At 57.6% G+C, this 25,726-nt stretch carries 22 protein-coding genes and 1 riboswitch; of the genes, 6 read left to right on the forward strand and 16 right to left on the reverse strand.

Features of this window, described 5'->3' with window-relative positions:
• Positions 1–138: 138 nt before the first annotated feature.
• A complete protein-coding gene (locus ABD796_RS02145; RefSeq protein ID WP_344902102.1) occupies positions 139–945 on the forward strand; it encodes a VOC family protein in 807 nt (268 codons plus the stop codon).
• A 232-nt stretch (positions 946–1,177) separates the two neighbouring features.
• Here ABD796_RS02145 and ABD796_RS02150 read toward each other — a convergent pair whose 3' ends face one another.
• Entirely contained in the window at positions 1,178–1,840 is a 663-nt protein-coding gene (locus ABD796_RS02150; protein ID WP_344902105.1) for an SDR family NAD(P)-dependent oxidoreductase, read from the reverse strand.
• Between the two features lie 798 nt (positions 1,841–2,638).
• Positions 2,639–3,811 (reverse strand): IS256 family transposase, encoded by a 1,173-nt coding sequence (locus ABD796_RS02155; RefSeq protein ID WP_344902108.1) that lies wholly within the window; start codon positions 3,809–3,811, stop codon positions 2,639–2,641.
• 604 nt (positions 3,812–4,415) lie between these two features.
• Between ABD796_RS02155 and ABD796_RS02160 the strand changes: the two genes are divergently transcribed.
• The gene (locus ABD796_RS02160) at positions 4,416–5,252 is read left to right on the forward strand and encodes an AraC family transcriptional regulator (protein WP_344902111.1); all 837 of its coding nucleotides are present in this window, start codon (positions 4,416–4,418) and stop codon (positions 5,250–5,252) included.
• 103 nt (positions 5,253–5,355) lie between these two features.
• Here ABD796_RS02160 and ABD796_RS02165 read toward each other — a convergent pair whose 3' ends face one another.
• Both ABD796_RS02165 and ABD796_RS02170 read right to left on the reverse strand, forming a co-directional pair.
• Positions 5,356–6,210 (reverse strand): alpha/beta fold hydrolase, encoded by an 855-nt coding sequence (locus ABD796_RS02165; RefSeq protein WP_344902114.1) that lies wholly within the window; start codon positions 6,208–6,210, stop codon positions 5,356–5,358.
• Complete coding sequence (locus tag ABD796_RS02170) at positions 6,203–6,784, reverse strand: PadR family transcriptional regulator (RefSeq protein ID WP_344902117.1); 582 nt, start codon at positions 6,782–6,784, stop codon at positions 6,203–6,205. The genes ABD796_RS02165 and ABD796_RS02170 overlap by 8 nt, the downstream gene beginning before the upstream one ends.
• 140 nt (positions 6,785–6,924) lie before the next feature.
• On the opposite strand from ABD796_RS02170, the gene ABD796_RS02175 reads away from it, so the two are divergent.
• Entirely contained in the window at positions 6,925–7,494 is a 570-nt protein-coding gene (locus ABD796_RS02175; RefSeq protein ID WP_344902120.1) for a GNAT family N-acetyltransferase, read from the forward strand.
• A 114-nt stretch (positions 7,495–7,608) separates the two neighbouring features.
• On the opposite strand, the gene ABD796_RS02180 is transcribed toward ABD796_RS02175, so the two are convergent.
• The 9 genes from ABD796_RS02180 to ABD796_RS02220 all read right to left on the reverse strand — a co-directional run bounded on the left by ABD796_RS02180 (position 7,609) and on the right by ABD796_RS02220 (position 17,135).
• The gene (locus ABD796_RS02180; protein WP_344902123.1) at positions 7,609–8,574 is read right to left on the reverse strand and encodes an ABC transporter substrate-binding protein; all 966 of its coding nucleotides are present in this window, start codon (positions 8,572–8,574) and stop codon (positions 7,609–7,611) included.
• Positions 8,575–8,738: 164 nt separating this feature from the next.
• Positions 8,739–9,491 (reverse strand): ABC transporter permease, encoded by a 753-nt coding sequence (locus ABD796_RS02185; protein ID WP_344902126.1) that lies wholly within the window; start codon positions 9,489–9,491, stop codon positions 8,739–8,741.
• Position 9,492: 1 nt separating this feature from the next.
• On the reverse strand, positions 9,493–10,209 hold the full coding sequence (locus tag ABD796_RS02190) for an ABC transporter permease (protein ID WP_344902129.1): 717 nt from the start codon (positions 10,207–10,209) through the stop codon (positions 9,493–9,495).
• A complete protein-coding gene (locus ABD796_RS02195; protein ID WP_344902133.1) occupies positions 10,210–11,121 on the reverse strand; it encodes an ABC transporter ATP-binding protein in 912 nt (303 codons plus the stop codon). It abuts the gene before it with no gap.
• Positions 11,122–11,191: 70 nt separating this feature from the next.
• Positions 11,192–12,595: a HAMP domain-containing sensor histidine kinase gene (locus tag ABD796_RS02200; protein ID WP_344902136.1), complete on the reverse strand. Its 1,404-nt coding sequence runs from the start codon at positions 12,593–12,595 to the stop codon at positions 11,192–11,194.
• The gene (locus tag ABD796_RS02205; RefSeq protein WP_344902139.1) at positions 12,595–13,269 is read right to left on the reverse strand and encodes a response regulator transcription factor; all 675 of its coding nucleotides are present in this window, start codon (positions 13,267–13,269) and stop codon (positions 12,595–12,597) included. Before ABD796_RS02205 ends, ABD796_RS02200 begins: the two co-directional genes overlap by 1 nt.
• Positions 13,270–13,437: 168 nt before the next feature.
• Positions 13,438–14,580: a M14 family zinc carboxypeptidase gene (locus ABD796_RS02210; protein WP_344902142.1), complete on the reverse strand. Its 1,143-nt coding sequence runs from the start codon at positions 14,578–14,580 to the stop codon at positions 13,438–13,440.
• Between the two features lie 70 nt (positions 14,581–14,650).
• Complete coding sequence (locus ABD796_RS02215) at positions 14,651–15,718, reverse strand: LacI family DNA-binding transcriptional regulator (protein WP_344902145.1); 1,068 nt, start codon at positions 15,716–15,718, stop codon at positions 14,651–14,653.
• A 94-nt stretch (positions 15,719–15,812) separates the two neighbouring features.
• On the reverse strand, positions 15,813–17,135 hold the full coding sequence (locus tag ABD796_RS02220; protein ID WP_344902148.1) for an ABC transporter substrate-binding protein: 1,323 nt from the start codon (positions 17,133–17,135) through the stop codon (positions 15,813–15,815).
• 243 nt (positions 17,136–17,378) lie between these two features.
• Here ABD796_RS02220 and ABD796_RS02225 point away from each other — a divergent pair, with 243 nt between their 5' ends.
• Positions 17,379–17,825, forward strand: coding sequence for an OsmC family protein (locus tag ABD796_RS02225; protein ID WP_344902153.1), 447 nt, complete (start codon positions 17,379–17,381; stop codon positions 17,823–17,825).
• 155 nt (positions 17,826–17,980) lie between these two features.
• Here the strand turns inward: ABD796_RS02225 and gcvPB are convergent, their stop codons facing one another.
• The 3 genes from gcvPB to gcvT form a co-directional block, all read right to left on the reverse strand.
• A complete protein-coding gene (gene gcvPB / locus ABD796_RS02230) occupies positions 17,981–19,453 on the reverse strand; it encodes an aminomethyl-transferring glycine dehydrogenase subunit GcvPB (RefSeq protein ID WP_344904167.1) in 1,473 nt (490 codons plus the stop codon).
• Between the two features lie 56 nt (positions 19,454–19,509).
• Complete coding sequence (gcvPA, locus tag ABD796_RS02235) at positions 19,510–20,865, reverse strand: aminomethyl-transferring glycine dehydrogenase subunit GcvPA (RefSeq protein ID WP_344902156.1); 1,356 nt, start codon at positions 20,863–20,865, stop codon at positions 19,510–19,512.
• Positions 20,866–20,976: 111 nt separating this feature from the next.
• On the reverse strand, positions 20,977–22,077 hold the full coding sequence (gcvT, locus tag ABD796_RS02240) for a glycine cleavage system aminomethyltransferase GcvT (RefSeq protein WP_344902164.1): 1,101 nt from the start codon (positions 22,075–22,077) through the stop codon (positions 20,977–20,979).
• 303 nt (positions 22,078–22,380) lie between these two features.
• Positions 22,381–22,517: riboswitch (glycine riboswitch) on the reverse strand.
• Between the two features lie 409 nt (positions 22,518–22,926).
• Here gcvT and ABD796_RS02245 point away from each other — a divergent pair.
• Entirely contained in the window at positions 22,927–24,720 is a 1,794-nt protein-coding gene (locus tag ABD796_RS02245; RefSeq protein ID WP_344902167.1) for a DEAD/DEAH box helicase, read from the forward strand.
• Positions 24,717–25,703: a YqhG family protein gene (locus tag ABD796_RS02250; RefSeq protein ID WP_344902170.1), complete on the forward strand. Its 987-nt coding sequence runs from the start codon at positions 24,717–24,719 to the stop codon at positions 25,701–25,703. The genes ABD796_RS02245 and ABD796_RS02250 overlap by 4 nt, the downstream gene beginning before the upstream one ends.
• Positions 25,704–25,726 lie beyond the last annotated feature (23 nt).

The following is a 25,726-nucleotide window of genomic DNA, read 5'->3' on the forward strand; positions in this document are numbered from 1 at the left end:
AACATAAAAGTATAATAAGTTTATTAACTGTATGAGATGAGCGAAAGAACCAACGATGACTAGGCCTCTGCATGGGAAATGCCTGGCCAGCGAGTTTTGGTTTCGAGCTTCCTCCCACCTTTACAAAGGATGTGAGCCATGATGATCACTCATTACTCCAAGCTGGAGCTTTATACCGTATCCGTTGCAGGCGTCAAGCAATTTTACCATGATCAGCTCGGCTTCCCGATCGTTCACGAATCTGAAAGCGAGATCGTCTTCCAGCCGACCGTGCATTTCACCTTATCGTTCTGGCAAGCTGCCGAAGCGCTAACCCCGGCCCATCTGGCTTTTGAGGTGGCTCATTCCGCATTCGATCAGGCGGTCGATCGTCTCCGGGAACGAGGGGTAACGCTGCTGAAATGGCCCGACGGCAGAACGATTGACGATTTCGGGACCGGGCAAAACGTATATTTTCGCGACGGGGATGGTCATTTGCTGGAAATAATCAGCCACACGTATGTCCAAGAAGGGGTATTGCCTCCGAGCGGCGAGTTCGGCATCCTCTACCTCAGAGAAGTCGGGTTTCCGGTAGACGACGTCATTGCTTTCCGGGAACGGCTCGTGCAGCTTCTTGCCGTCAAGCTCGACAAAGTATACGACAACTTTACGTTCGCCATCGGCGGGACGGCTCATGCGGTTTTGGCTTCTAAGGAACGAAAATGGTTTCCTATCGGCATGACTGCCCTTCCTCCAAAGATGCATGTCACATTTGGCGTCAGCAGTGCCGATTTTCTGGCCCAAGTCCGTACGGCTTTGGAGGCAAAAGAAATTCGCTACAAAAAAGCGGAAAACGGCGGCCTGCATGTCACATTGGGTGGGTACAGCTTGGGTATGCAGGTGGCTTCGTTTCCGGAAGAGGCACCCGCTTTGTTGGGTCTGCCGTGCTCGGGAAAGGGAATGTAGTACAAAGTCAGAGCTAATTCTGTGTATTCCGGGTGGATCGATCCCTTGAGGCCCAAAGGATTCAGTCTTTTCCAAGGATACCGGAAAGGTCTAACTTTGTACTTGAACCCGTGTGAAAGTGGAACATGGCCTGATTTTGCCAAAACAAACAGCCAGCCTCCTGACGAGGGCTGGCTTATATCGTGTAACTCCGCCTCTACCGGTTCGGCCGGAGCGCCTTTTGCTTAACGGATCAGGACTCGGACTGCGCAAACACGTATTCCGGTTCATCGCGTTTTTGATACAAATCCCAATACTTATCCGCGATCCGATCCGGATCGAAGAACGTGCCTTTGGACACATAACCGCCGATCGTGACGGTACCGACATAGACGCCGTGGGGCTTCAATTCCTGAGCGAGCGAGTAGGCCAGCGAACGGACCGCCGCTTTGCCGAGCGATAACGAAGCATATTCCGGGTTTGGGCTAAGCGCGAGTCCGCCGCCGGTGATGAGTATCGTTCCTTCCCCTCTTTCCACAAAGTGCGGCGCGACCTGCTGGACGCTCGTCAAAGCTCCGCCCACATTCACTTTGAACTCGTCGATCAATTGCTGCTCGGACAAGGTGGTTATTGTTGTTCTGGAAATGACTGCTGCGTTGTACAGCAGCACATCCGGCGAACCGGAACGCTCCCGTACGATCCGGAACGCTTCTTCGATCGATTCCCGATTCGCTGCATCCGCCGTCAAGGAGTAAGCTTCAATCCCTTGCTCCGTCAGTTCGCTCGTCTGCGTATCCAGCGACGCTTGATTGCGCGCGAGAAGCGCCACCCGAAACCCGGCGGCCCCGAACTTGCGGGCCACGGCCGCGCTGACTCCCGGACCTGCCCCTACGATAACCAAAAGCGGCTTGCTCATCTGAATCGCTCCCTCGCCATTTTTCCTAATACTATCATCCCGATGGGAATTATACAATATAGAAAATGTTCGCTCTCCTCTTTGTTCAAATGAGGCCGCTTCAAAGCGAGGAAGCCGCTTAAAGCAGGGAAGGCGCCTAAGAACACGGCACATCTCCGCCGCCGATATTCGGACTTATTCGCCTCAAGTCCTTGAGCGCGGGTTTGGACGCGACATCGTTCCAGCCCTCTGCAAAATTATAGCTACATGACAATAGAGTCTCGTCCCGAAATAAAGCTCGAACGCGCACTAGCATGGGGGCCGGCGGCTCGCGCTTATGCTCGAAAGAGCCTTATTCTCGCGGACCGAACCGTTCCGGCGCGATTTAAGGCTCGAACGCGCATTAACATTGGGCTCGGCGGCCGGTTCGGGCCGATTTCCAAGCCGGCGGCTCGCGCTTATGCTCGAAAGAGCCTTATTCTCGCGGACCGGAACGTTCCGGCGCGATATAAGGCTCGAACGCGCATTAACATTGGGCTCGGCGGCCGAAATGGGCCTGTTTCCAAGCCAGCGGCTCTCGCTTATGCTCGAAAGAGCCTTATTCTCGCGGACCGGACCGTTCCGGCGCGATATAAGGCTCGAACGCGCACTAACACGGCGCACGGCGGCCGAAATGGGCCGCTTTCCGAGCCAGCGGGGTAGCGTCAAGAAGTTTGTGTAAGTAAGGTATCTCATCGTTATGCGCGTACAGATATCGTGAAGCTGGAAAGCGTAGCCCAAGCGAAGGCGCGGGAGTTCGATTCCGCTTTTGCCTTTTCATCAGTGGGGGTACCGTTCCTCAAACATCTCAGCGAGTTTTTTCTTTACAGCAGGGTCTCCAAAGCCACGGATGACGCGGCTCTCGAAGCGTTCGTTATAGTCGATGGCCTCGAGATAAACAATCTTTTCGGCAGCATCCATGTTGGTCAAACTGTTCATCGGTTTAAGCCGCTTTCGAATTTCTTTGTTCATCCGCTCGATCGGATTGGAGGTGTAGATGGCATCCTTGATCAAGGGAGGATACTTGTAGAAGGTAAGCAGCGTCGGCAACTGATCCTTCCATGTCTTCATTTCTTTGGGATACAGCTTTCCCCACTTGGCAGAGGCGGTGTCGAAGGCGGCGAGCGCCAAATCGTAATCCTCCGCCATGTAGACCTTTTTCAGATCAGCAACCACATCCGCTCGGTGTTGGACACGGATTTTGGGGAACGTTGCGCGAACCTTATGCACGACGCAGTGCTGCACGTCGGCTTTGGGATAGGTCTCGCGGAAAGCTTCCTCGAGCCCCGACAAGCCGTCAAATACGCCGAGCAGGACCTCGGTAGCGCCTCGGTTGTACAGATCCTTGAGTACCTCGCGCCAGCCGTTTGCGCTCTCTTGGCCGCCGACGTAGAACCCGAGGATCTGACGCCGTCCTTCTTCATCAACGCCCATGGCGAAGTAGATGACCTCGCCGCTCACGGTGCTGCGTTTGAGTTTGACGTAGAGACCGTCCAAGTAAATGACAGCGTACCGCTTTTGCAGAGGGCGTTGCTGCCACATTTGAATGTCTTCGAGTACGGTGGCGGTGATGTTGCTGACGGTCGTAGGTGAATAGTGACTGCCGAACATGCCCTCGATAAAGCGTGCAACGTCTCGGGTCCCCATGCCGCCTTTGTACATCTGAATGACGGCTTCTTCCAGCCATCCGTCTCGTCGCTGGTACGGCTCGAACACATGCGTCTGGAACTGGCCATTGCGATCCCGCGGTACTTCGAGCTCTTCAATGTGTCCGTACTTGGTATGTAGGCTGCGTTTGTAGTAGCCGTTACGGCTGTTACGCTGCCCTTCCTGCTCGTCTTCCATGAAGTGCTTCATTTCCGCCTTCATGATCGACTCCAGGTTTTCTTTCACGAACCGAGTGACAAGATTTTCAAATAGATCTGAAAGCAGGTTTTCGGGTATAGTAGTCATCGAGTAGGGTTCCTCCTTGGTGGTGTCGCAGTCCCGAGGATACCCTACTTTTTTGGTGCCTGGCTAGGCCCAATTCTTGGTACACAAACTATTTTACGTCATCGCCAGCGGCTCGCGCTTGTGCTCGAAAGAGCCTTATTCTCGCGGCACGGACCGTTCCGGCGCGATTTAAGGCTCTTTCGAACATTAACATGGCGCACCTCAGCCGAAATGGGCCGGTTTCATTGTGGAAAAGCCGCACGCTATAGAACGTATAGCCAATATGTTTCACCAACCAGTCAACGTTCCGGTCATGCACGTTCCCGTTTCCCTTCAGTCCGTGAATGGTCTGCTCCATGTCTTGCCGAAGCTCGGTCAGCTACTCGTAGTTCATCGAGCCTTTGTAAGGCCCACCCCATCGCGCGTGGCAGCGAATAGACAAAAAGCGTACCCGAACTGTACATAATGTTACACCGATAAAACGACTTATCCGTTGCGGTTTTACGACCAACAAGCAGCCGGCCACAAAAAAATTGCCGTACCTGAGTGCAATTCAGGCAATAGGCAATTACAATAAAGACAAAGCCAGAGGGTCCCTTAGAACCGCAGGGAAGGAGCCGGGGGTATGTTCTATTACGACGAATTGCAGCAAAACAGCCTGAAGTACCGTTACAAGGAAGAGCAGCACCCAATCTACCCGCTGCACGCCCATCCCGGTATGGAGCTGCTGTTTTCGTTCCAGGGAAGCGTGCGCCACGTCATTGACAGCCAGATTCACCAAGTCGAGGCCGGCTCGATGGTGCTGATCCAGCCGTTCCAGCTGCACGGGCTCGAGCTGGTGTCGGACGAGCCGTTTTTCCGCACGGTATTCATCGTCGATCCCTATTATGTAGAGCGGCTGCTGCAGCCGCATCCCCTGTATCTGGATTTTTTTCGCACCTTGTGCACCCGCAAGCTGCCGCTGCACGTGATTACCCATCCTTACTTAAGCGACCTGTTCGCTAAAGGCCGGAAGCATTTTACCCCCCAGGGCTACCCGGAAAGGCAGAACGGTCAGCTGGCGCTATTCCTGATGTCCGTGATCCAGACGCTCGAATGGATATGGGACGAGCTGAAGCTGGAGGAGTTGCCTCCGCAAACCCGCCCGTTTCACCACGCCGAACAAGCCATGAAATGGATTCATGACCATTTGACGGAGGAAATCGGCTTGGACGCAATGGCGGGAGACTTGCACTTGTCCCCTTTTTATTTGTCGCGCCTGTTTCACCAGGCGACCGGAAGCACGGTCAACCAGTATATCGCCGCCATCCGCGTTCGCGAAGCGTGCTTGCTGCTGAAGACGACCGAACTGCCCATCGCCAGAATCGCCGAGAAGGTCGGCATCCCGAACCCTTCGTATTTTGTCCGCGTCTTCAAGCAGAAGATGAGGATGACGCCGCAGCGATACCGCAACGGCGTCTGAGCGGAGCATGAGCATGGGGAAGCCGGTCCGCTCTGCGGGAGAAGTGCCAAACAACCGCGGCACGGAAAAACGCTCCTCAAGCGGCGGCGACAGATTGCGTACGTTACGCCCGAGTCAGCCACATATCGAGCCAGGGACGGATAAGCGGCAGAACGTTGGCAGGCTGCATCGCCTGCGTATGGTCGAGGCCGTCAAGCAGCCGGACGTCCCAGCCGAACGCCTCCAGCCCAGCGATTCCGTTCGCCAGCGGTCCCGCGATATCGACCGTGACATCGCCCCAGCGCTCGCCATATTCGATCCGGTCGGCCGTTCCGGCAAAGCACAGACGCGGACAGCGGATGCGGTCTTGCACCGCCCGGTCGTCAAAGCTTTGCAATTGCTCGTAAAGGGTGACGAACTGCTGGGTCTGGCCTTCGCTCATGGTTACCTCGACCGTCGACCAGTCGACCTCGTCCGGAGCTTGGGCCGCCGGGGCCGCCCCGTCCCATGAGGAAGCGCCCGACATCCGGTGTGTCGCACTCGTCACCTTCAGCATCTCCTTGTACGGACCGTCGATTGGCGGATAGCCGCCCAAAAGCAGCGCAGACAGCCGCCCGGTCCTAATCGCGAGCTGCAAGCCGGACAGCGCCAGCCAGGAATAACCGTAATAAGCGAACGTATCCGCTCCCGCCGCATCGGCCACCGCCAGCAGATCGCCCGCTATGTTGGCCGGCGTCAGCGTATCCGGCTTCGGATGCGCCATCACATGGCCTTCGTAGTCGAAGGCGACAACCCGGTAGCCGTCATTCAGGCCATCGATCAGCATACGGCCGAGCGCCGGTTCCACTCCCCATTTGCGCATTTCCTCCGCTTGCGGTCCTTCAACCGGCATGGGGTTGACCGGCAGCAGCAGCACAGGACCTTCCCCGCTGATGTCCAGAGCGATCCGGCTTCCGTCGTGCAGCTTGGCTTCAAGCATTCGTTTTCTCCTCCCATGCGGACGTTTCGTCCGCGAATCGGTATTTTCCGTCCCGAAGGGACTGCAGCAAATGACGGGTAACGTCAACGGCATATTCCATATAGCCGACCCACATGCCGACCAGCTCCGGATGCTTGGAAGGGTCGGCCGGCACCGGCTCGGTCGGCAGCGTTCTCAGGAAAGCGACGCTTTCCCGAGCCTTTTCCAGCCTCCGCTCCAGCAGCTCCGTCACGCGTCCGCGTGGAAGCATCTCCATGAAGGCGATGCCCGCCGCGAGCAGCTGGATTTCGTTGCTGGTGAGGGCCCCCTCCAGCAGCTTCAGAAACTCCGTCTTGCCTTCCGGCGTAATCGCATATTCCGTACGCGACGGCCCCAGCTTGGCCTTGTCGCCAGAGTCGCCCGCCCGGATCAAGCCTTGGGTCTCCAACTTCTCCATTGCGTGGTAGATCGAGCCCGGCTTGACGCTCGTCCACGTCTCCGCCCTCCATGCCGCAAGATCCTGATGAACCCCGTAACCGTGCGTAATGCCCCTGCGCAGGATGACGCCCAATACGACTAAACGAATCGATGACATTGATCGGACCCTCTCCTTTCGCCGACTATGGCTTTACTATAGCAGAAGGACTTCAACTACTCAAGTTTGAATAGATGAAAACGACAAAACGAGCCCTGATTGTATGGTAAACTAAGAAAAAAAGTGCTGGAGGGGCGCAAATGGATATACAAATCCGGGCATGCTCCGCTGTTGACTGGGATGCCGCTGCCCGCATCGACGACCGTTTTATCGTGGATTCCGTGCTTGTGCTGACGTTGGAGGAAGGGCGGATCGGCTATACGGTGCGCCAAACGGACCGGCGCGAAAAAAGCTATCCGCACGAGCCGTTCTCCGGCGACGCGGATGTCGCGGATGAGGAAGGGTCCGGCGGCCTCGCTGACGCGGATCGCACGGCTTACGTGGCCTGGGCTGGGGAGCGTCCGGTCGGCCGGATCATGCTAAAGCGAAGCTGGAACGGGTATGCTTGCGTAGAAGACATCGCAGTGGACAGGAAGTACAGGCGGTACGGCATAGGCCGGCGGCTAATCGAGCAGGCCAAGCAATGGGCAGGGGCCGGCGGTATGCCCGGCATCATGCTGGAGACGCAAAACAATAACGTCGAAGCATGCCGGTTTTACGAAAGCTGCGGCTTTGTCATAGGCGGGTTCGATCGTCATCTGTACCGGGGCTTTCCCGACCTTCGCGATGAAGTGGCGATTTTCTGGTACTGGCTGCCGGACCGGGAATAAGAAAAGCTTCTGATCGAAAAAAAAGCAGCCCGCTCCCCCGGCTTTTATCGCCAGAGGGGCGGCTGCTCTTTCACGGTCCTTGTTCCTGCTAAGGTCGCGAAAACGCATATTCCGTTACGGCGCGACCTTGTAAATTTTGTACAAGTCGTCGAGCATCAGATTGGCGGCCTTTACGCCGCCGGACGTATTCCACGTGGCGTCGTTGACGGCGTACACCTTGTTGTTCTGCACGACCTTGAGGTTTTTCCAGAGCGGGTCGTTGATCCACTCTTCCTCCTGCTTCTTGCCCTTCCCGTCGAGATCGTACGTGAAGTAAAACACGATATCGGCCGCTCCCAGCTCGGGCAGGCGCTCCTTCGTAATGTCCTCGAACGCTTTGCTGTCGCTCTGCGGATCGCTGCGCTTAACGCCCAACTGGTTGAAGATAACGCCGGAGAACATATTGCCGTAGTAGAACCGCGTTTTGCCGCCCATGAAGCGCACGACCGCCACTTTTTCATTCAGCTTGTCGCCCGCCTTGCTCTTGAAGTCGTCCATGCGCTTGTCGAAGGCGGCTACGACCTGCTCGCCCTTCTCTTTCAAATTCAAGGCGTCGGCGTACACTTGAAAATTGCTCTTCCATTCGCCGCGCAGCGTTTCGGTAAAAACCGTCGGGGCAATCGCCTTCAGCTGCTCGTACAGCTTCTCCTGCCGCATTTTATTGCCCAGAATCAGATCCGGCTTTAAAGAAGCGATAATTTCCAGATTCGGCTGGGATTCGCCGCCGATATTTTTAACCCCGGCCATGTCGGCCGCGATATGCTCGTACCACGGATTGCCGTAAAAGGAATCGACCGCGGCGATCGGCTTGACGCCCAGCGCCAGCAAAGCTTCCGTTCCTTCGTTCGTCAAAATGACCACTCTTTGCGGATGCGCCGGAACGACCGACTCCCCCATCGCATGCTTGATCGTACGCGTGCCTTCCTCAGCTGGAGCCGCGGACTTCGCCGACCCGCAAGCGCTCAGAACGACGCATGCCAGCACAATAACTGCAAGCAGGGCGGCCGCTCTTCTTGTTGAACCTGTCCTTCCGAAAACCATGAGCGTCTCTCATTCCTCTCCCCTGATTGAGAATGAATTTCATTCACATGGACAAGCTTAGAGGAAATTCGCCTCGATGTCAACTGGCAAGAACAGCGGCTCCAAGCAACCGCATGAGAAAAAGCTACGGCATAGCAAGCAAGGCCTCGGCGATACTGACGCCCTCAACCCGATATATCCTTGCGAACGAAATACGTCAGGCCCCCGCCCGCAAACAAGACAAAACTGACGATTCCGGTAATCAGCATGCTTTCAAGCAAGGGCAACGTCAAGGCATCGTGCGACAGCTGCACCGGCGCCATCGCGAGAAAAGGCTGTGCCCATAAGTAAAACGGGGCGATGGCGGCCGAATTCAGGATGAGCAGATTGGGAACGGTTAGCGCAACGTTCAGCGCAAGCGGAATGCCGAAGCTCGACCAGCCGAGCGAAGCCCCCAGCTGCAAGGCCGCGATCGGAAAGCACGCAAGCCAGCCGCCGGCTAGTTTGGGTAGCACCGCGCTCCATGGAAAAGGATCTGTGATTCCCTTCAACGAGCCGACCAGCGTTATCGCCAGCAACAGCAGCAGCTGGCCGCATCCGAGCAGACCGACGATAACCGCCAGCTTGGCCGCGTACACCGTCGTCCGTTTGACCGGCAAAGCGAGCAGCTGCTTCCAGCCGCCCCCGACATGCTCGTACCGGCATACCCAGGCGGCCAAAATCCCCGCCAGCACCGGCAGCATAAACACCGCATGCAGCGTCCCCATGACGCCGAACAGGGCGATCCACTTCGAATCGTCGATCGGTTGGGGCGAATCGAGATTGCTCAACAGCCCGATTAGAGCGGCCAGAAGCGGACTGACCGAGAGAAGCAGCCATACGGACAGACGTCCCATCTTAACCCGTTCGGAAGCGACGGCCTGAAGAAAACGGCGCATCCTATTCCACATCCTTCCGGTTAAAATGCAGCCACCCGAGCAAAGCGATCAGCAGCCCAAGCCCCGCCCCTGCCGCCGCCATCTGCCACGACAGCGGTCCTCTCAGCGCCGCCAAAGCGGGCCAATTGAGCGGCAGCCAGGCATGCAGCGTCGATACAAAAGGCGACACCAGCGCGGCGGCGACGCCGATCGAGACGGGAACGCCCTGATTGCGGATCGTCATCGTAAGCCACAGCGCCAAAGCCAGCATCGGCAGTGCGGCCGCATACGGAGCAAAGCTCATCTTCAGCAGCGCCCCGTAAGGCGGAGCCGTATCGAAGCCGAGCGCCCAGCCGAGCAGCAGCGTTCCGAGCGAGAGCAGCAGGCTGGAGGCGGCGAGCAGCAGCAGGGCAAGAACCAGCTTGGCGGCAAAGACGGCGGTCCGGCTTACCGGCAGCGCCAGCAGCTGCTTCCAGGCGCTCGTCTGGTGCTCGACTCCGGCGATCAGCGAACAGACCAGCGTCATGCCGAGGTAGAGGGCAATCGGAACGAACACCCCCATATTTCCCATCAGTCCGCCCCACAGGTTGTCCGCGTGCCGCTTCATCAAATAATCGTAGCGGAGGACGTACTGGAGGCATTGCATGACGGTCAATCCGACGGGACCGAGAAATACGAGAAACCAGATGCCTTTGCCGCGAATTTTGAGAAAATCGGCGGACAGCGCGCGTGCGAACATTTACGACACGTCCTTTCCGACCATCTGCATGAACAGCTCCTCCAAGGACCGGCGCTGCTCCTCGACGCGGTAAATATCGTGTCCCCATTCGACGAGCATCCGGATCAGCTTCGCGGTGTCGCTGTCGGTCAGCGCGGGGAAAAGCAGCACGCCATGGCGGAGCGTTCCTTCCCATCCCTCGGTCTCGGCCAGCGCGAGCGCCTTGTCCGGGTCGGATACGACAAGCCGCATCCCTTGCAGCGCTTGCGTCCTCAGATTGTCGATCGTATCCTGGAACACCATCCGCCCCTGACGGATGATGCCGACCGTGCCGGCCATCTGCTCCACCTCGCCAAGCAGATGGCTCGAGACGAGCACCGTTATTCCGCGCTGGCGAGGCATGTCCTTGATCAGCTCGCGGATTTCGTGTATGCCCGACGGATCGAGTCCGTTCGTCGGCTCGTCCAGAATAAGCAGCCTCGGCGAGCCGAGCAGAGCGGCCGCAATGCCGAGACGCTGCTTCATCCCGAGCGAATAGCCGCGCACGGCCCTTCGCGCCTCCTTCGTCAGCGAGACGATGTCGAGTACCTCGGCTATACGCGAGGAAGGCACATCGAGAATGCGGCGAATCGCCTCCAGGTTGTCCTCCGCGCTCAGATGGCCGTAATAGGACGGATATTCGACAAGCGAGCCGACCTGCCGCAGCACCTCCAGCTTATGCTTGCGCAAGTCTTTGCCCAGTATGCTCACCGTGCCTTCGGACGGCCGGATCAGGCCGAGCAGCATACGGATCGTCGTCGTTTTGCCAGCCCCGTTTGGGCCGAGAAATCCGTATATGTCCCCTTCCCCGATGCGAAGATTCAGCGCATCGACGGCGGCGCGTCCGCCGTACACTTTCGACAGTCCGATCGTTTCGATTACCGGTTGCGTCATGATCAATCACCTCGACAACCAGCTTAACCGCCTCAGGTTAAAGGAAGCTCGGGCGAAGGTTAAATTTTGTTTAAAAAACGCCGGATTCCGGAACGATATACACCCGCGTGCCGGCTTCCGTGCTCTCCGTCTCCCGGCGCAGCTTCATTTCCTTCAATAGCAGATCGACAACGGAGAGTCCGAGACCGGCCCCCTTCGTCGTTCCCGAAGCCCGGATGCCCGGGCCGCGGTCGGCAATCAGCAGCGCTGGGACACCCTCGCGCGATACGATAGAAATGCCGATATATCCGCCTGCACCGGCGTGTCGCACAACATTTTGAAACAGATTGTCGAGTACGCGGGTGAAGGCCTGTTCGTCCACCTCCCACATGAGCGGCGATTCCGGCAGTTCCAGCTCCGTCTCCAGCCTGGCCTTCTCCCATACCGGATACCAGGCCGCGGCGCTTTGCCGGACGAGCCGCAGCATGTCCGCCTGCCGCAGCGTCAACGTATATTTGCCGTTAGCCAGCAAATTGTAGGACAGCAGATGGTCCAGCAGCCGGTCCAGGTCGCCGAGCTTCAAAGCCATCAGTTGGACCGAGCGGCGTCCCGTCTCTGTCAGCGGCTCTTGCTCCAACGTGAACAGATGGCCGCCGATCACCGTCAGCGGGGTGCGCAAATCGTGCGACAGGCTGCCGATGAGCCGCTGCCGAAGCGCTTCCTCCTCCCGCTCCCGCTCCTTGCTCCGCATCAGTTGGTCGACCATATCGTTGAACGCCTTCGTCACCTGGCCGATTTCGTCTGGCCTTCCGACCGGAATCGGCCGGGGAATGCCAGTCTCGTCCGGGGCGGTCATCGCCGTTTTGAGCTGCAGCAGTCTGCCGCGGATTTGCCGGAAAAACAAATACGACAGCACAATAAAGAAGAGCAGCAGCGCAACGAGAAAATAGCCGAAAAGCGCCGTGTCGCTCTGCCCCTCCACCGCTCCGCGCTTCAGGAAGCGGCGCGGCAGCTCCAGCACCATAAATCCGCCGTGCTGCCGCGCCTCTCCGCCGATAAAGGCGATTACCGTAAACGGTCCCTCTCCCTGGGACGCGCGTTCCTTCATAAAGGCAATCGCCTCGTCCGCCGTCCAGCGTACCGGCCGCTCTTGCTGGACGGGAAGCTGGAGACGGGTAACGCCCCCGCCATCGACCCAAAATAGCGAAGCGTCGGGGTATTGCCGCTTCAGCTCCATCAGCCTGGATTCAAGCTGTTCGTCCGTTGCTCCGGCCAGCCGGGCCGCCTCCCGGTGCCACGCCTGTTCGATATCCAAACCCGTTCCGTAGGGCAAACGGCCGAAAAGGGGAGAGTCGGAAAAGAAACGATTAACGAACCACGACGCTCCGATGCTTGCCGGAATCGCCACAGGCACGAACAGCAGCGCCGCCAGCAGCAGCAGCAGGTAGCGGGACAACAGAGAGACGTTCCACTTGTATTCCGTATCTCTGCGCATCAGGCTCTCACCCGGTAGCCGATGCCGCGGATCGTCTCGATCACTTCCGGGACGGCCGGGTCCAGCTCCAGCTTTTCGCGCAAATACCGGATATGGACCATCACCGTCTTATCGCCTTCCAGATAAGGCTCGCCCCACACGGCCTCGTAAATTTGCTCCTTCGTAAGAATTTGTCCGAGATGCCGCAAAAAATAATGAAAAATATGGTACTGCTTCCCCGTCAAATCGACGGGTTCGCCCGTGTCCCGGCGCACGATCGTCTTATCGCTCATCCGGACGTCCAGATGCTTGATCGTCAGCGTCTCCTCCAGCCCGTTCCCGCTGCGGCGCAGCAGCACCTCGATGCGCGCCGCCAGCTCGTCCGGATGGAACGGCTTGGTGACGTAATCGTCGGCAAACTGCAAGCCCTGCAGCTTGTCGTCGATCGACGTCCGCGCCGACAGCATCAAGATCGGCAGCTTCGAGTGCTGCTTCTTGAGCCTTTGCCCGACGGTGAAGCCGTCCAGCCCGGGAATCATCACGTCGAGAATCGCAAGCTGGCACGTCTGCGCCTCCTGCAGCGCCCGGTCCCCGTCGGTCAGCCAGACGACCTCGTAGCCCCGCGCCGACAAGTCCCGGGTCACCCAAGCGCCGATCTCGGGGTCGTCCTCGATATAAACAATCCGTATGTTCATGAAAAGGCTTGTCCTTTCGCCATGTAAGGTTTTGACCATTATACCACGGCCAAATCGCCCCCCGAAACGGACTAGCCTCTGCCTTGTAACAGACAAGTACACAGTCAAAGCTTATAAACAGCATCAGCTCTGACTGTGTACCAGGGGCGCTATAGGATCACAAGCCCATCAGCGATAAAAATCCGCGAGACTCCGCATGATCACCTCGCCCGATGCAAGGTTTTCCTCCTTCGTCAGCAGCGCGCCGCCGCCCTCGCACAGCACCCCGGCCCCGCCGAACTGCCGCTGCGGCCCGCCGTTCCAACCATCCGCCTTGCCCAAAGGCTCCTCCGCAATATGCAGCGGACGCACGTATCCATGCGGATCGTTCCTTTGCATCAGCTCGCGCAAGACGCTCCAGTGCCGGGGCGGAGCATCGGATTCGGGACCGGGGTTCAGAATCGGCTCGACCGCTCCTTCCCATGTATGCATGCTCCATACCGTCGCCATACGGCTTCCAGCGGCGATTAAACGCTCCAGGTCACGCTGGCAAATGTACGACTCGTGGGCCTGATTCCCTTCGTCCGCTGCCGGCAGCGAATAACTGCGGTTCAAGTCGACCCCTTGTTCATTTACTCTGTACCAGCCGTGACTCGGACCGTCCGGACACATCATGACGACGAAATGACAAATCGTTCGTTCCAGAAAGGGTACGGCCTGCGGGTCGTTAAGCAGCCAATGCATCATGCCGATGATGCGCCATTGCGCATTGTGTTCCCCGGGATGGGTATTGACGACATAGTGCCCTCCGCGATCGTTGCGGGCAATCTTGCTGCCCGGATCGGTAATTTCGAACCGGTATACCGGCCTGCCCCCCAGCGACCGTCCCAGTTCATGAACCGTCACGCGCGGGTCGTCCCTCCAGCCATCGGCCAGCCGCTCCAGATGTTCGGGCGAGAACGGAACCTGGTGGCCGAAATAAACGACATCCTCGGTAAATTCGGGAAACAGAAAGGTATTGGTTTCCGGACTGGAGCCCTCCCATCGGATCGGATGCCAATGCTCGTTGTCGTACGACCAGGAATAATTGTATTCGTTCATGGGATAGTGGCCTCCGCCCGGTACCGGGGAGATCACGTCCAGCTTCAGACGGTTGCCTTTGGCATTGCGGTCCAGGATGAACTGGGGCCGGTTCGTCCAAGTCGGATGATTAGGGGCGGTTCCCAGCGTAAGCCGAAAATGATTGATGCCAACCTGTTCCAGAACTGCTCCCTGACTTCCGTACTCGCCATCCAGCGTAAAATCCGTCAAGGATAAAGGATTCACAAGCATAATGATAAAGCCTCCAATTTATTTCACGCGAGTGATAAACTATTTAAAAAAACGCAACCAGGGTCTGCCGTTACTTTACGGCTGCCGCAGTGGAATCTCTCACAATCTTCTCGTATGCCAGCTTTATTGCCTCAGCCTGCTTCGCCGGATTGTTCAGACGCTCCATCAGCAGCTCGACGGCCGTCGTGCCGGATTCCATGATCGGCATTCGCATCGAGGTAAGCTGAGGAACGGCCAGTATGGCGTACAAATCGTCGAACCCGAGCAGCGACACTTGCTGCGGCACGTGAACCCCCTCCTCTTTCAGCGCGAAGAGCACCCCGAGGGCGATATTGTCGTTTCCTCCGATAATCGCATCCGGCTTCGGTTGACCGGTCCATAGCTGTTTGGCCAGACGATACGCGGTCTGCACATCCATCCCTTTGGGCCACACGTTTTCGTGCGTTTCCACGAGTTGGGACGGCAAGCCGTTCTCTTCGACCGCCTGCTTGTAGCCTTGGAACCGTTGGCTCATCGTCAGGTTGACCCGGTTTTCTCCCATAAACACAATGTTCCGGTGACCCAGCTCGATCAAATGCATCGCGGCCTCATAGCCTGCGTTCCGATTATCGAAATGAATCGTATCGATCCGGTCATGCAGCAAATCGCGAACGGTCGTATTGACGGCTACCCCGGATTCGGCCAGTTCAATCAGAGCGGGATTGTCCTCCTCCGAAGTCGCTCCGGAGATGAAGGTAACCCCCGATATGCGCTGCTGCTTCAGCACTTCGATCGCTTGCCGGACGCCTATGGTTCGCTTGTCCACGTACTGCAAAATAACCCCGTAGCCGTTCTTGTAAGCGGATTTTTGAAAGCTGTCCACAAATGGGGCGTAAATACCGCGCCACATATCCGCGAGCACGATGCCAAGCAGCGCATTTTTGCCGGTCATCAGGCTGCTGGCGATAATATCCTTGCGGTATCCGAGCTCCTCGGCGGCTTGCCTGACCATTCTTACGGTCTTATCCGATACGCCGGGCGTGCTTGCCATCGCTTTGGACACGGTAGTCCGGTCGATATTCAAATATTCGGCAATATGCTTCATCGTGATCTTTTTTGCGGGCGTCGCAGCCGTGTCGTTCGGAGCTTTCCTGTCCATTGCCTGTCTCCCTACGCTTATATGGTTTTCTCACGCCTAGTATATCATACGAAGACCGGGCGCAGTACCAGTTGGGAGAGCCAGCGACGCCGAACTACCTATTTTTAATGGCTGTAATCGCTTTTTCCGCTTCCTCCTCGACTTTACGCATCATCGAGTTCAGGTCCATCTCGCCGGTCGCCAAGTTATTGATGTACTTGCGGTAAATAGGCGACAGATCCGGGTCGTACAGCGTTCTCGTGGAAAGAGGCGCGAACTTCAAATGAAAGACGGCTTTCACATTGCGATCCTTGAAATACGTATTTTGCGCGTATTGCTTGATGCGCTCGTCGCTGATAACCGCCGGAATGTTGCCGTCGCGCGATGTGATCGTTTGGAATTCGTCGGAGTACAAGTATTGAATGACTTCCATCGCCTCATCCTTATGCTTGCTCATATTGGTGACGCCGAACAGCAGCAAGTTGGCCTGCGAGCCTAACCCGGGGGCCTCCTTGTAGGTCGGGTAGGACACCATGTCCCAGTTCATCTCTTTCATCTCCATCGCATTCAGCGGCAGGTGAGCGAGATTAGCCGCCATCGCGACGCTCCGGTCTTTCAGAAAGTTCACCTCGGCAGGCAGCGTTCCTTTTAAAGCGGTTACCTTGTCCTTGTACCCCGGGGCTTGCAGCGGCTTGACCGCGATGGTCTCATACAGCAGCTTCCACTTGGCCTCCTCCGAACCGAGCGTCGACTTCCCCGTTTTCGAATCATAGTAAGGCACTGATAAGGAACTTAAAGAAAAATGCTGTGCGGGAGAAATCGTAATGCCGGCATATTGGACCCCTTGGTCCACCCGGGTCAGCTTCTGATTCAAATCGAGCACATTATCCCATGTCATGCCGTCCTTCGGGTAAAGTACGCCGAACTTGTCGAAAATATCTTTGTTATAAAAAAGAGTAAGCGCTTCCAATGAAATTGGAAGACCATAAATTTTATTGTCCCACATCTGGCTTAAACCTGCTACCCAATCCATGCCGACACGTCCCGTATCGACGCCGTGCTTCTTGATCAGCTCGCGCATGTCGTATGCCATCCCGCTCTTGACCGGACCGTTCATAAAATCGTTGATCGCCGCGTACACGATGTCGACCTGCGTGTTCGTCGGCACCAGATCGGCGAATTTGACCGCCTGATTTGGAATGTACTTGATCGTGTAATTCGGAAACTTCTTGCGGATCGAGTCTCCGAACCGGGCGTTGAACGCATCTTCCGAATGTCCCGCATTCGTGACGATCGTAAGCTCCACCGGCTCCTTGCCGCGCTCCGGGGAGACGGTTGTCCCGTTGTCGCCGCCCTTCCCGCTTGTTCCGCCGCAGGCCGAGAGCATCAGCATCATGGAGATGCCCGAGCTGAGCACAACGCTTTTGTGTTTGTTCACTTGAAACCCTCCTTGAGTTTTAGTAAATGTGTCACATCAATAGTTTATCACTCGAGTGACAACTTCATATTAAATGATCCCTTACCTTCCGTCAATCGCTGTTTTTGCATGCCGGACGGTCGTTTTCGACAATCATTGACAGCGTGACCGATCGTCTATATAATACCAATCATACATAGGGGATAAGTGAGTTTTTTCCGTTAATCCAGATCGGGAAAGCCCTTTACCAAAGGAGAGTGCACAATGGCTGCCGTCAATACCTTTAAAGCAACCGCGCATTTGCAAGACGGAGTAAAAGTAAAAACCAGCTCCAGGCAATTCGAGCTCACGATCGACGAGCCCAAGAGCCTTGGAGGAACGGACACCGGCATGAATCCGGTGGAAGCTTTGCTTGCCGCGCTCGGCGCCTGCCAAGCGATCGTGGGTCGGGTGTACGCGCCCAAGTTCGGCGTGAAGCTTGACGACTTCCGCGTAGAAATCGAAGGCGATCTCGATCTGGACGGTTTTTTCAACAAGTCCGACGTCCGTCCCGGCTATTCCGACATCCGTTATACGTTTCATATCAAAACCGATTCGGCGAAAGAAAAGGTCGAGGAATTCGTGCAGTTTTTGGAGAGCAAATGCCCAGTCGGGGATACGATTGCAAACCCTGTCAATCTCAAGCTGGCCGGCATCATTATCGAGAACTAAGCCGTGACCTCATAGGGGCGCCTTCATGCCCCCGTTCGCTAACGAAAGCAGCCTCCCTTATACCGAAGGGAGGCTGCTTTTATGAGCTTTGCTTGATGCTTTTTTTCAAGAGACTTATGCCAGGCAGTTCCGGGCGTTGATCTGCTTTGCCCCTATTATCCGCACGTGCAGTTCAGAACCGGCTTGCGGGCCGCCTGCGTCTCGTCGAGCCGTTTCACGACCGTCGTATACGGCGCATTGACGACAAGGTCCGGCGTCTCCTCGACTTCCTGCGCAATCTGAATCATCGTATCGATAAAGCCGTCGAGCGTTTCCTTGCTTTCCGTTTCCGTCGGCTCGATCATGATGCACTCTTCGACGTTCAGCGGGAAATAGATCGTCGGCGGGTGGTAGCCGAAGTCGAGCAGCCGTTTGGCGATATCGAGCGTGCGCACGCCGAGCTTCTTCTGGCGCTTGCCGGACATGACGAACTCATGCTTGCACGGACGGTCGAACGGCACGTCGTAATAAGGCGCCAGCCGCTTCATCATATAGTTGGCGTTCAGCACCGCGTTTTCGGATACTTGCCGCAACCCTTCGCCTCCGAGCGTACGAATGTACGTATAGGCGCGGACGAGAATGCCGAAATTGCCGTAAAACCCTTTGACGCGGCCGATCGATTGCGGGTAATCCGCATCGAGATAATACGTGCCGTCTGCCCTGCGCGCTACGTTCGGCGCCGGAAGAAACGGGATAAGCTTCTGCTTCACGCCGACCGGACCGGCTCCGGGACCGCCGCCGCCGTGAGGGGTGCTCATCGTCTTGTGCAGATTCAGGTGAACGACGTCGAAACCCATATCGCCGGGACGGGCGATGCCGAGGATCGCGTTGGAGTTGGCGCCGTCGTAATACAACAGACCGCCGGCTTCGTGCACGATGCGGGCGATTTCCACGATTTGCTCCTCAAACAGGCCGAGCGTGTTCGGATTCGTCAGCATCAGAGCCGCTGTATCGGAACCGACCGCCGCGCGGAGCGCATCCAGATCGACGAGACCTCTGTCGTCGGATTTGATCGTAATCGTATCGAAGCCGGCTACGGTAGCGCTCGCCGGATTCGTGCCGTGCGACGAGTCCGGCACGATTACTTTGGTGCGGGTTTCGCCGCGGCTTTCATGATAGGCGCGGATCATCATCAGACCGGTCCATTCGCCGTGGGCGCCGGCCGCGGGCTGAAGCGTTACCCGGTCCATGCCGGTAATTTCGGCCAGATCGTTTTGCAGCGTGTACAGCAGCTCCAGCGCGCCCTGCACCGATTCCTCGGGCTGGTACGGATGGATTTTGGCGAAGCCGGGAAACCGTGCGACGTCTTCGTTGATTTTCGGGTTGTATTTCATCGTGCAAGAACCGAGCGGATAAAAGCCGTTGTCTATTCCAAAGTTGCGCCTGGACAAGGCGGTATAGTGACGCATCACGTCCACCTCGTACACTTCCGGCAGCTCGGCCGGCTTCGTGCGCAACAGCTTCTGCGGAATCAGCTCGGCGACTGGCACCTCCGGCACGTCGCATTCCGGCAGCGAATAGCCGACACGTCCCGCTTTGCTCAACTCGAATATTAACGCCTTGTCGTGCTTGACGGCCGGCGCCGTCAGCGCCGTCTCGGACGCGGCAGCGCCTGCGATAACGTCTTGCGTTTGGCTAGTCGTACTCACAGCAGCTCCTCCAATCTATCGGCAAACTGTTCGATATCTTCTTTGGTCCGTTGCTCCGTAACGGCAACGAGCATATGGCCTTTCAGTTCCGGGTAGTCGCGTCCCAAATCGTAGCCGCCGATAATGCCGTGGTCCAGCAGCTTCGAATTGATCGCCGAGACGTCCGTATTTCCGTCGCCCAGCTTCACGATAAATTCGTTGAAGAACGGGGATTCGTTTACTAAGGCAAGCTTGCTGCGCGAGCGGAATACGCCTGCGGCATAATGGGCTTTCTGCACGTTCAAGCCTGCGACATCCTGGATGCCTTGTTTGCCCAACGTGGACAAGTACACCGACGCACACAGCGCCAGCAGCGCCTGGTTCGAGCAAATGTTCGAGGTCGCCTTCTCGCGGCGAATATGCTGCTCGCGCGCTTGCAGCGTCAGCACGAAGCCGCGCTTGCCGTCGCGGTCGACCGTCTGGCCGACGATACGGCCGGGCATACGGCGCATCCAGGCGTCGGATACCGCGAAATAGCCGCAGGAAGGTCCGCCGAACGAGGCCGGGATGCCGAACGGCTGCGTATCGCCGACGACGATATCCGCGCCGAGCTTGCCCGGAGGCTCCAGCAGGCCGAGCGACAGCGGGTTGCTGCTGACGACGAGCAAGCCGCCTGCGCCGTGAATAATCGGTTCGATCGCGGCAATATCTTCGATACAGCCGAAGAAGTTAGGCGACTGCACGATGACCGCAGCGGTGTCCGCTCCGACGACGGAAGCCAGCTCGTCGAGCCGGGTCACTCCGTCGGCATAACCGACTTCCAGCACGTCCAGGTTCAAGCCGCGCGCCGACGTCTTCAGAATGGCCCGCGCTTCGGGATGAACCGCGCGCGATACGACGATTTGCCGGCGCTTGGTCGCCCCGTGCGCCAGCGCACCCGCTTCGGCGAGCGCTGTCGCGCCGTCGTACATCGAGGCGTTGGCCACTTTCATGCCGGTCAGCTCGCAAATATACGATTGGAACTCGAAAATGGCTTGCAGCTCGCCCTGCGAAATTTCCGGCTGATAAGGGGTATACGCCGTGTAAAACTCCGAACGGGAAATGACGTGGTTGACGACGACCGGCAGATGATGGTCGTACATGCCGGCGCCGAGAAAGCTGGCGTACCGGTCGAAATCGGCGTTGCGGCCGGACAGCGTGCGCATGTGGCGCAGCATGGCCTGCTCGTTCAAAGCTTCGGAGATGTTCAATTCTCCTTGAAACCGGACGCTCGCGGGAATATCCGCGAACAGCTCGTCGACGGAGGCGACGCCGATCGTGCCGAGCATATCTGCGCGGTCCTGCTCGGTCATCGGCAAGTAGCGGTGTTTCATGGATGAGGTAGCTCCTTTCGGCATAGGGCGATCAATTCCTCTATAGAATTGCGCCGGGTCGCCCGTCCGGGAATGTTGCCCGCCGGCCGGGGATGTATAGGCGATAAAAAATCAGTTTTTCGGCCGTTTATGGAACGGCGTCGGCACGACTTTGGCCAGCAGCTTTTTGCCGCGGATTTCGACCAGCACCTCGGTATCGTTTACGGCGAACGCCGATTCGAGCAGCGCCAATCCGACGTTGCGCTTGTAAGTCGGCGATTGCGTTCCCGTCGTCACTTCTCCGATTTTCCGTCCATCCGGCGAATAGACCGGATAATGCGAGCGCGGAATCCCCCGGTCGATCATCTCGATGCCGACCGAACGGCGCGGCAGCCCTTGCGCCTTCTGCTCGGCAAGCGCCTCGCGGCCGATAAAGTCCCCCTTGTCCAGCTTGACGAAGATGCCGAGACCGGCCTCCAGTGGACTGATATCCGCCGACAGCTCCTGGCCGTACAGCGGCAGGCGCGCTTCGAAGCGCAGTGTATCGCGGGCGCCGAGACCGATCGGCTCCAGTCCTTGCGGACGGCCCGCCTCCAGCAGCAGCTCCCACAGCTTCACCGCTTCGCCGGCGTTTACGTACAGCTCGAAGCCGTCTTCGCCCGTATAGCCGGTACGGGAGACGAGGGCTTGCACGCCGCCGACGGTTACGTCGGGCAGGAATCGGAAGCCTTTCAGCTCCGCGACCGGAGCGTCCGTCAAGCCGGACAGGATATGGACGGCCTGCGGACCTTGCAGCGCCAGAAGCGCCGTTTCTTCGGAAGCGTTCGCGAGCGTGACGTCGCCCTGCACATGCTCTTTGAGCCAGGCAAAATCTTTGTCGATATTCGACGCGTTCACGACTAGCATGAACCGGTCGGCAGCCAGCTTGTAAACGAGCAGATCGTCCACGACCCCGCCGCTCGGATAGCAAAGCAGGCTGTACTGCGCCTGGTTCGTCTCCAGTCGGGTCAAGTCGTTCGTCGTGACGCGCTGCAGAAAGCTTTCCGCATCGGCTCCGGTTACCCAAAACTCGCCCATATGCGACACATCGAACAGCCCGGCCCTCTGTCGCACCGCTTCGTGCTCGCTTTGAATGCCGCCGAATTGAACCGGCAGATCCCATCCGCCGAAGTCGATCGTTTTGGCTCCGTAACCGGCGTAGACCGCATACAGCGGAGTTTGTTTCAAAGACATAGGCTCACCCCTATCGGCAAAATGTTTGTTCCGCTAGTTTCCCTCATCGCGGACCGATTCACTCCAGAAGGGCGGCGGCGGAAGACGCAAAAAAGAACAGAACAAAACGAAGTACGCTTACCGCGATACGCGAAATAAGCTTACGTCCTTTTGCCCTGTCCTTGTACCTGAGAGTTCCCTCATGCGCCGAAGCTTGCTGTGCCGCCGCCAAGTTACCCCTTGGGTGGTCCGCTCCCTTCACGGCCGGCGTCTTGCGTCTGCCGACGCCTTCGTCCCGTAAAGTTCGAACGCTCTCCAGAGATGCGTCCGGATCAAGTCCTTTTGCCTGAGAGATTCACCGTATGACCGGCTTACTCCTTCGGCGCCGCCGCCTTCGCTCCCGTCCCGGCATCAGCCGTACCTCACGGGGCGAATCGGGCAATCTCTCCTTGACCCTTCATCCGCTTATATGTGCCATTCGTTCATTGCTTTCATCATTTTACATGATTCGCGCTCCGGGGGGAAGGGGAATTTTTCCGAACTTTTTCGTAAGCCAAGCCCGTCTTTGTCCGCCATGCCCGTCCTCTCTCGACCAACCGGTGTGAACGAAGACCCAAAAACGCTTCCAAACTTCTTTTTTCAGCCCATATCCGGCTCTCCCCCTCTGTTTTCTCGCTATGGAGCGACTTGGTGCCGGCGCATACAATCCGTACTCTCCACGGCGAAACGCCTCGTCCCGCGGTTTCCTGCGCGTCATTTCGACAAAGCCCGATTATGATTCTTCCGGATTTGGTCAATACTAGCCTATTATTACCCGCTCATGCTCCGGGACCGGGACACCAAGAACCGGCAAGCGAGGAGGAACCGCGAATGAATTCCGCATCACCCGAACACATACGCAGCCTGAACGAGCACGTGGACGTTCATTTCGACCGCACCTGGTTCGACGAGTTGGAGACGCGCGTCCGCAAAAACGGGCCGTGGGACGACTGGACGATGTACCAGCTCGCCGGCGAAGCCGAAGAGGCCGGGCTGATCCGCAGCTTCGACGAGCTGCAGTGCCTGCCCCACATCCGGCAGCTCAAGCCGCTCACTCACCAGATCGCCACCGCCAAAAAAGTGCTTTACGACATGCGCGGACGGGCAATACTCGCCGACGAGGTCGGCCTGGGCAAGACGATCGAAGCCGGCTTGATCATCAAGGAATATTTGGTCCGCGGCCTAGTCCGCAAAGTGCTTATTCTCGTCCCCGCCTCCCTGGTGCTGCAATGGGTTCGCGAGCTGAACCAGAAGTTCGGGATCAACGCGGTGGCGCAAAAGAAAGAATACATGTGGGCGCAATACGACGTCGTCGTCGCCTCCATGGACACGGCCAAGCGCGATCCGCACCGGGAAATCGTGCTCGCTCAGGAATACGACATGCTGATCGTGGACGAAGCTCATAAGCTGAAAAACAAAAAAACGACCAATTACCAGTTCGTGCAGCAGCTGCGCAAAAAATATTGCCTGCTGCTGACCGCGACTCCGGTGCAGAACGATCTGGGCGAGCTGTACAACCTCATTACGCTGCTCAAGCCGGGGCAGCTCGGAGGGCAAGGACAGTTCGCGGCCAACTTCGTCGTCGACAAACGGCTGCCGAAGAACGAAGACAAGCTTCAGGAAGAGCTGGCCAAGGTCATGATCCGCAACCGCCGGGGCGACGGCGATCTCGAATTTACGAAGCGGATCGTCCGCAACGTCCCGCTCGTCCTCTCTTCGGAAGAGCAGGCTCTATACGACGGAGTATGCGATTTCGTGCGCGGACGCTACGAGGACGCCCGCGGCGATATTGGGAGCATGCTGTCGCTCGTTACGCTGCAGCGCGAAGTATGCAGCAGCCGGGATGCGGTGTTCGTTACTCTCGTTAATCTATTCAAGAAGATGGCCGAGGACTCTCCCCTGCGCCCCAAAGTATGGGAGCTCGTGGAGCTGATTCGTGGCATCAAGGCGAATACGAAAGCGGACAAGACGCTGGAGCTGATCCGGCAAATCGACGACAAGACGATCGTATTCACCGAATACCGGGCTACCCAGGAGTATTTGCTCCAATTCCTGAAGCAGCACAATATTATAGCGGTTCCGTACCGGGGCGGCATGAACCGCGGCAAAAAAGACTGGATGATGGACTTGTTCCGCGGTAAAGCGCAGGTGATGGTCGCCACCGAAGCCGGAGGCGAAGGGATCAATCTGCAATTTTGCCACCATGTCGTCAACTTCGACCTGCCATGGAATCCTATGCGCGTCGAGCAGCGGATCGGCCGCGTTCACCGGCTCGGGCAAACCGAGAACGTGCAAATTTTCAACCTGTCCACGCAAGGTACGATCGAGGAGCATATTTTGTCGCTGCTGCACGAGAAAATCAACATGTTCGAGCTCGTCGTCGGCGGACTCGATACGATACTCGAACGGTTCGAGAAAAAAACGTCGCTGGAATCGAGCCTGTTCAAAATATGGGCCGAAGCCAAGTCGGATAACGATGTGCATCGCCAGCTCGACCGGCTTGGCGACTCGTTCCGCACGATCCGCGATGAAGTGGAGCACGAACGGGTCGGTAAAGTGCATCTCGGCTCCATCCTGAATGCGGTCGGACAGACGATTCCACCCGAAACGGAGGTGAGCTCTTGAACAGCAAGCAAGTGCAGAAGTTCGCGATGCGGTTTCTCGATTCGACCGGATGCCAGATTATCGAGAAGCATCCCGCTTACGTAACCGTCAAGCTGTCGCCGGAGGCGGATAAACGGTTGACCAACCGGTCCTACTATTGGAGCTTCGTGGAACGGACAGGGGTGCCGCCGGAAACGATGTCGTTCACGTTCGTCTTCGATCCGGACAAGCTGCAGGCCGAAGCGGAAGCCAAGCAGGCTCGCGAACCGGCAGCTGCCGCCCCGCCCCGCGATCCGTCGCTACAGGTGCTTGGACCGTCGGGTCAGCCGCTGACTGGCGGGGATTCGATCCTTGGACGTTACTTCGGCGTATCGGCGGCCCCCGGTCCATTCGGCCCAGGCCGCATTCCGCGAGAGGAGATGACCTTCGGCAGCAAGCGGTTGATGCAATTGTTCGATACGGTCAAGTCGATCGGCAAATATGTGCAATTGTTCGAGATACCGGAAAGCTCGGCGCGCGTCATCTCCGGTTCGGCCGGCTTTAGCTCTCACTTGGTCGTCAACGTCAAGATCGAGCTTTCCTGCGATATGAAGCGGGACGAGATGCATTCGTTCGCCGTCGATTTGTCCACAGGAGAACTGAGCGCGGGATTCAACGAATCCCTTGCCGGTAAAAAGCTGACGCCCCGGCTACCGCCGAACGTCTATATCGCCCGGCCGGCGGTAACGCTGGCCCGTGCCCGGACGATTGTCGAGCAGCATATCGAGAAAATGCTCAAGCGTTACGACCATAGCTGGGCGAAAGAGGCGCGGGAACGGCTGAACGACGAGCTGGAGCGGGTCGACCGCTATTACGAGGATGCGGTGAAAGGGCTGGAGGACGAAGCCCGACAGCAGGCCCAGGAACAGTGGAACAAACGGCGGGAGGAACTGGACTGGCAATACCGGCCGCGCATCAGCGCATTCGTCATCAACGGCGGTCTATTTCATCTGAGACGCCCGTGAACGGCACGAACTGACGAATCCCG

It is taken from the genome of Paenibacillus hodogayensis (genome assembly GCF_039536325.1).
GTDB classification, from domain to species: domain Bacteria; phylum Bacillota; class Bacilli; order Paenibacillales; family NBRC-103111; genus Paenibacillus_AB; species Paenibacillus_AB hodogayensis.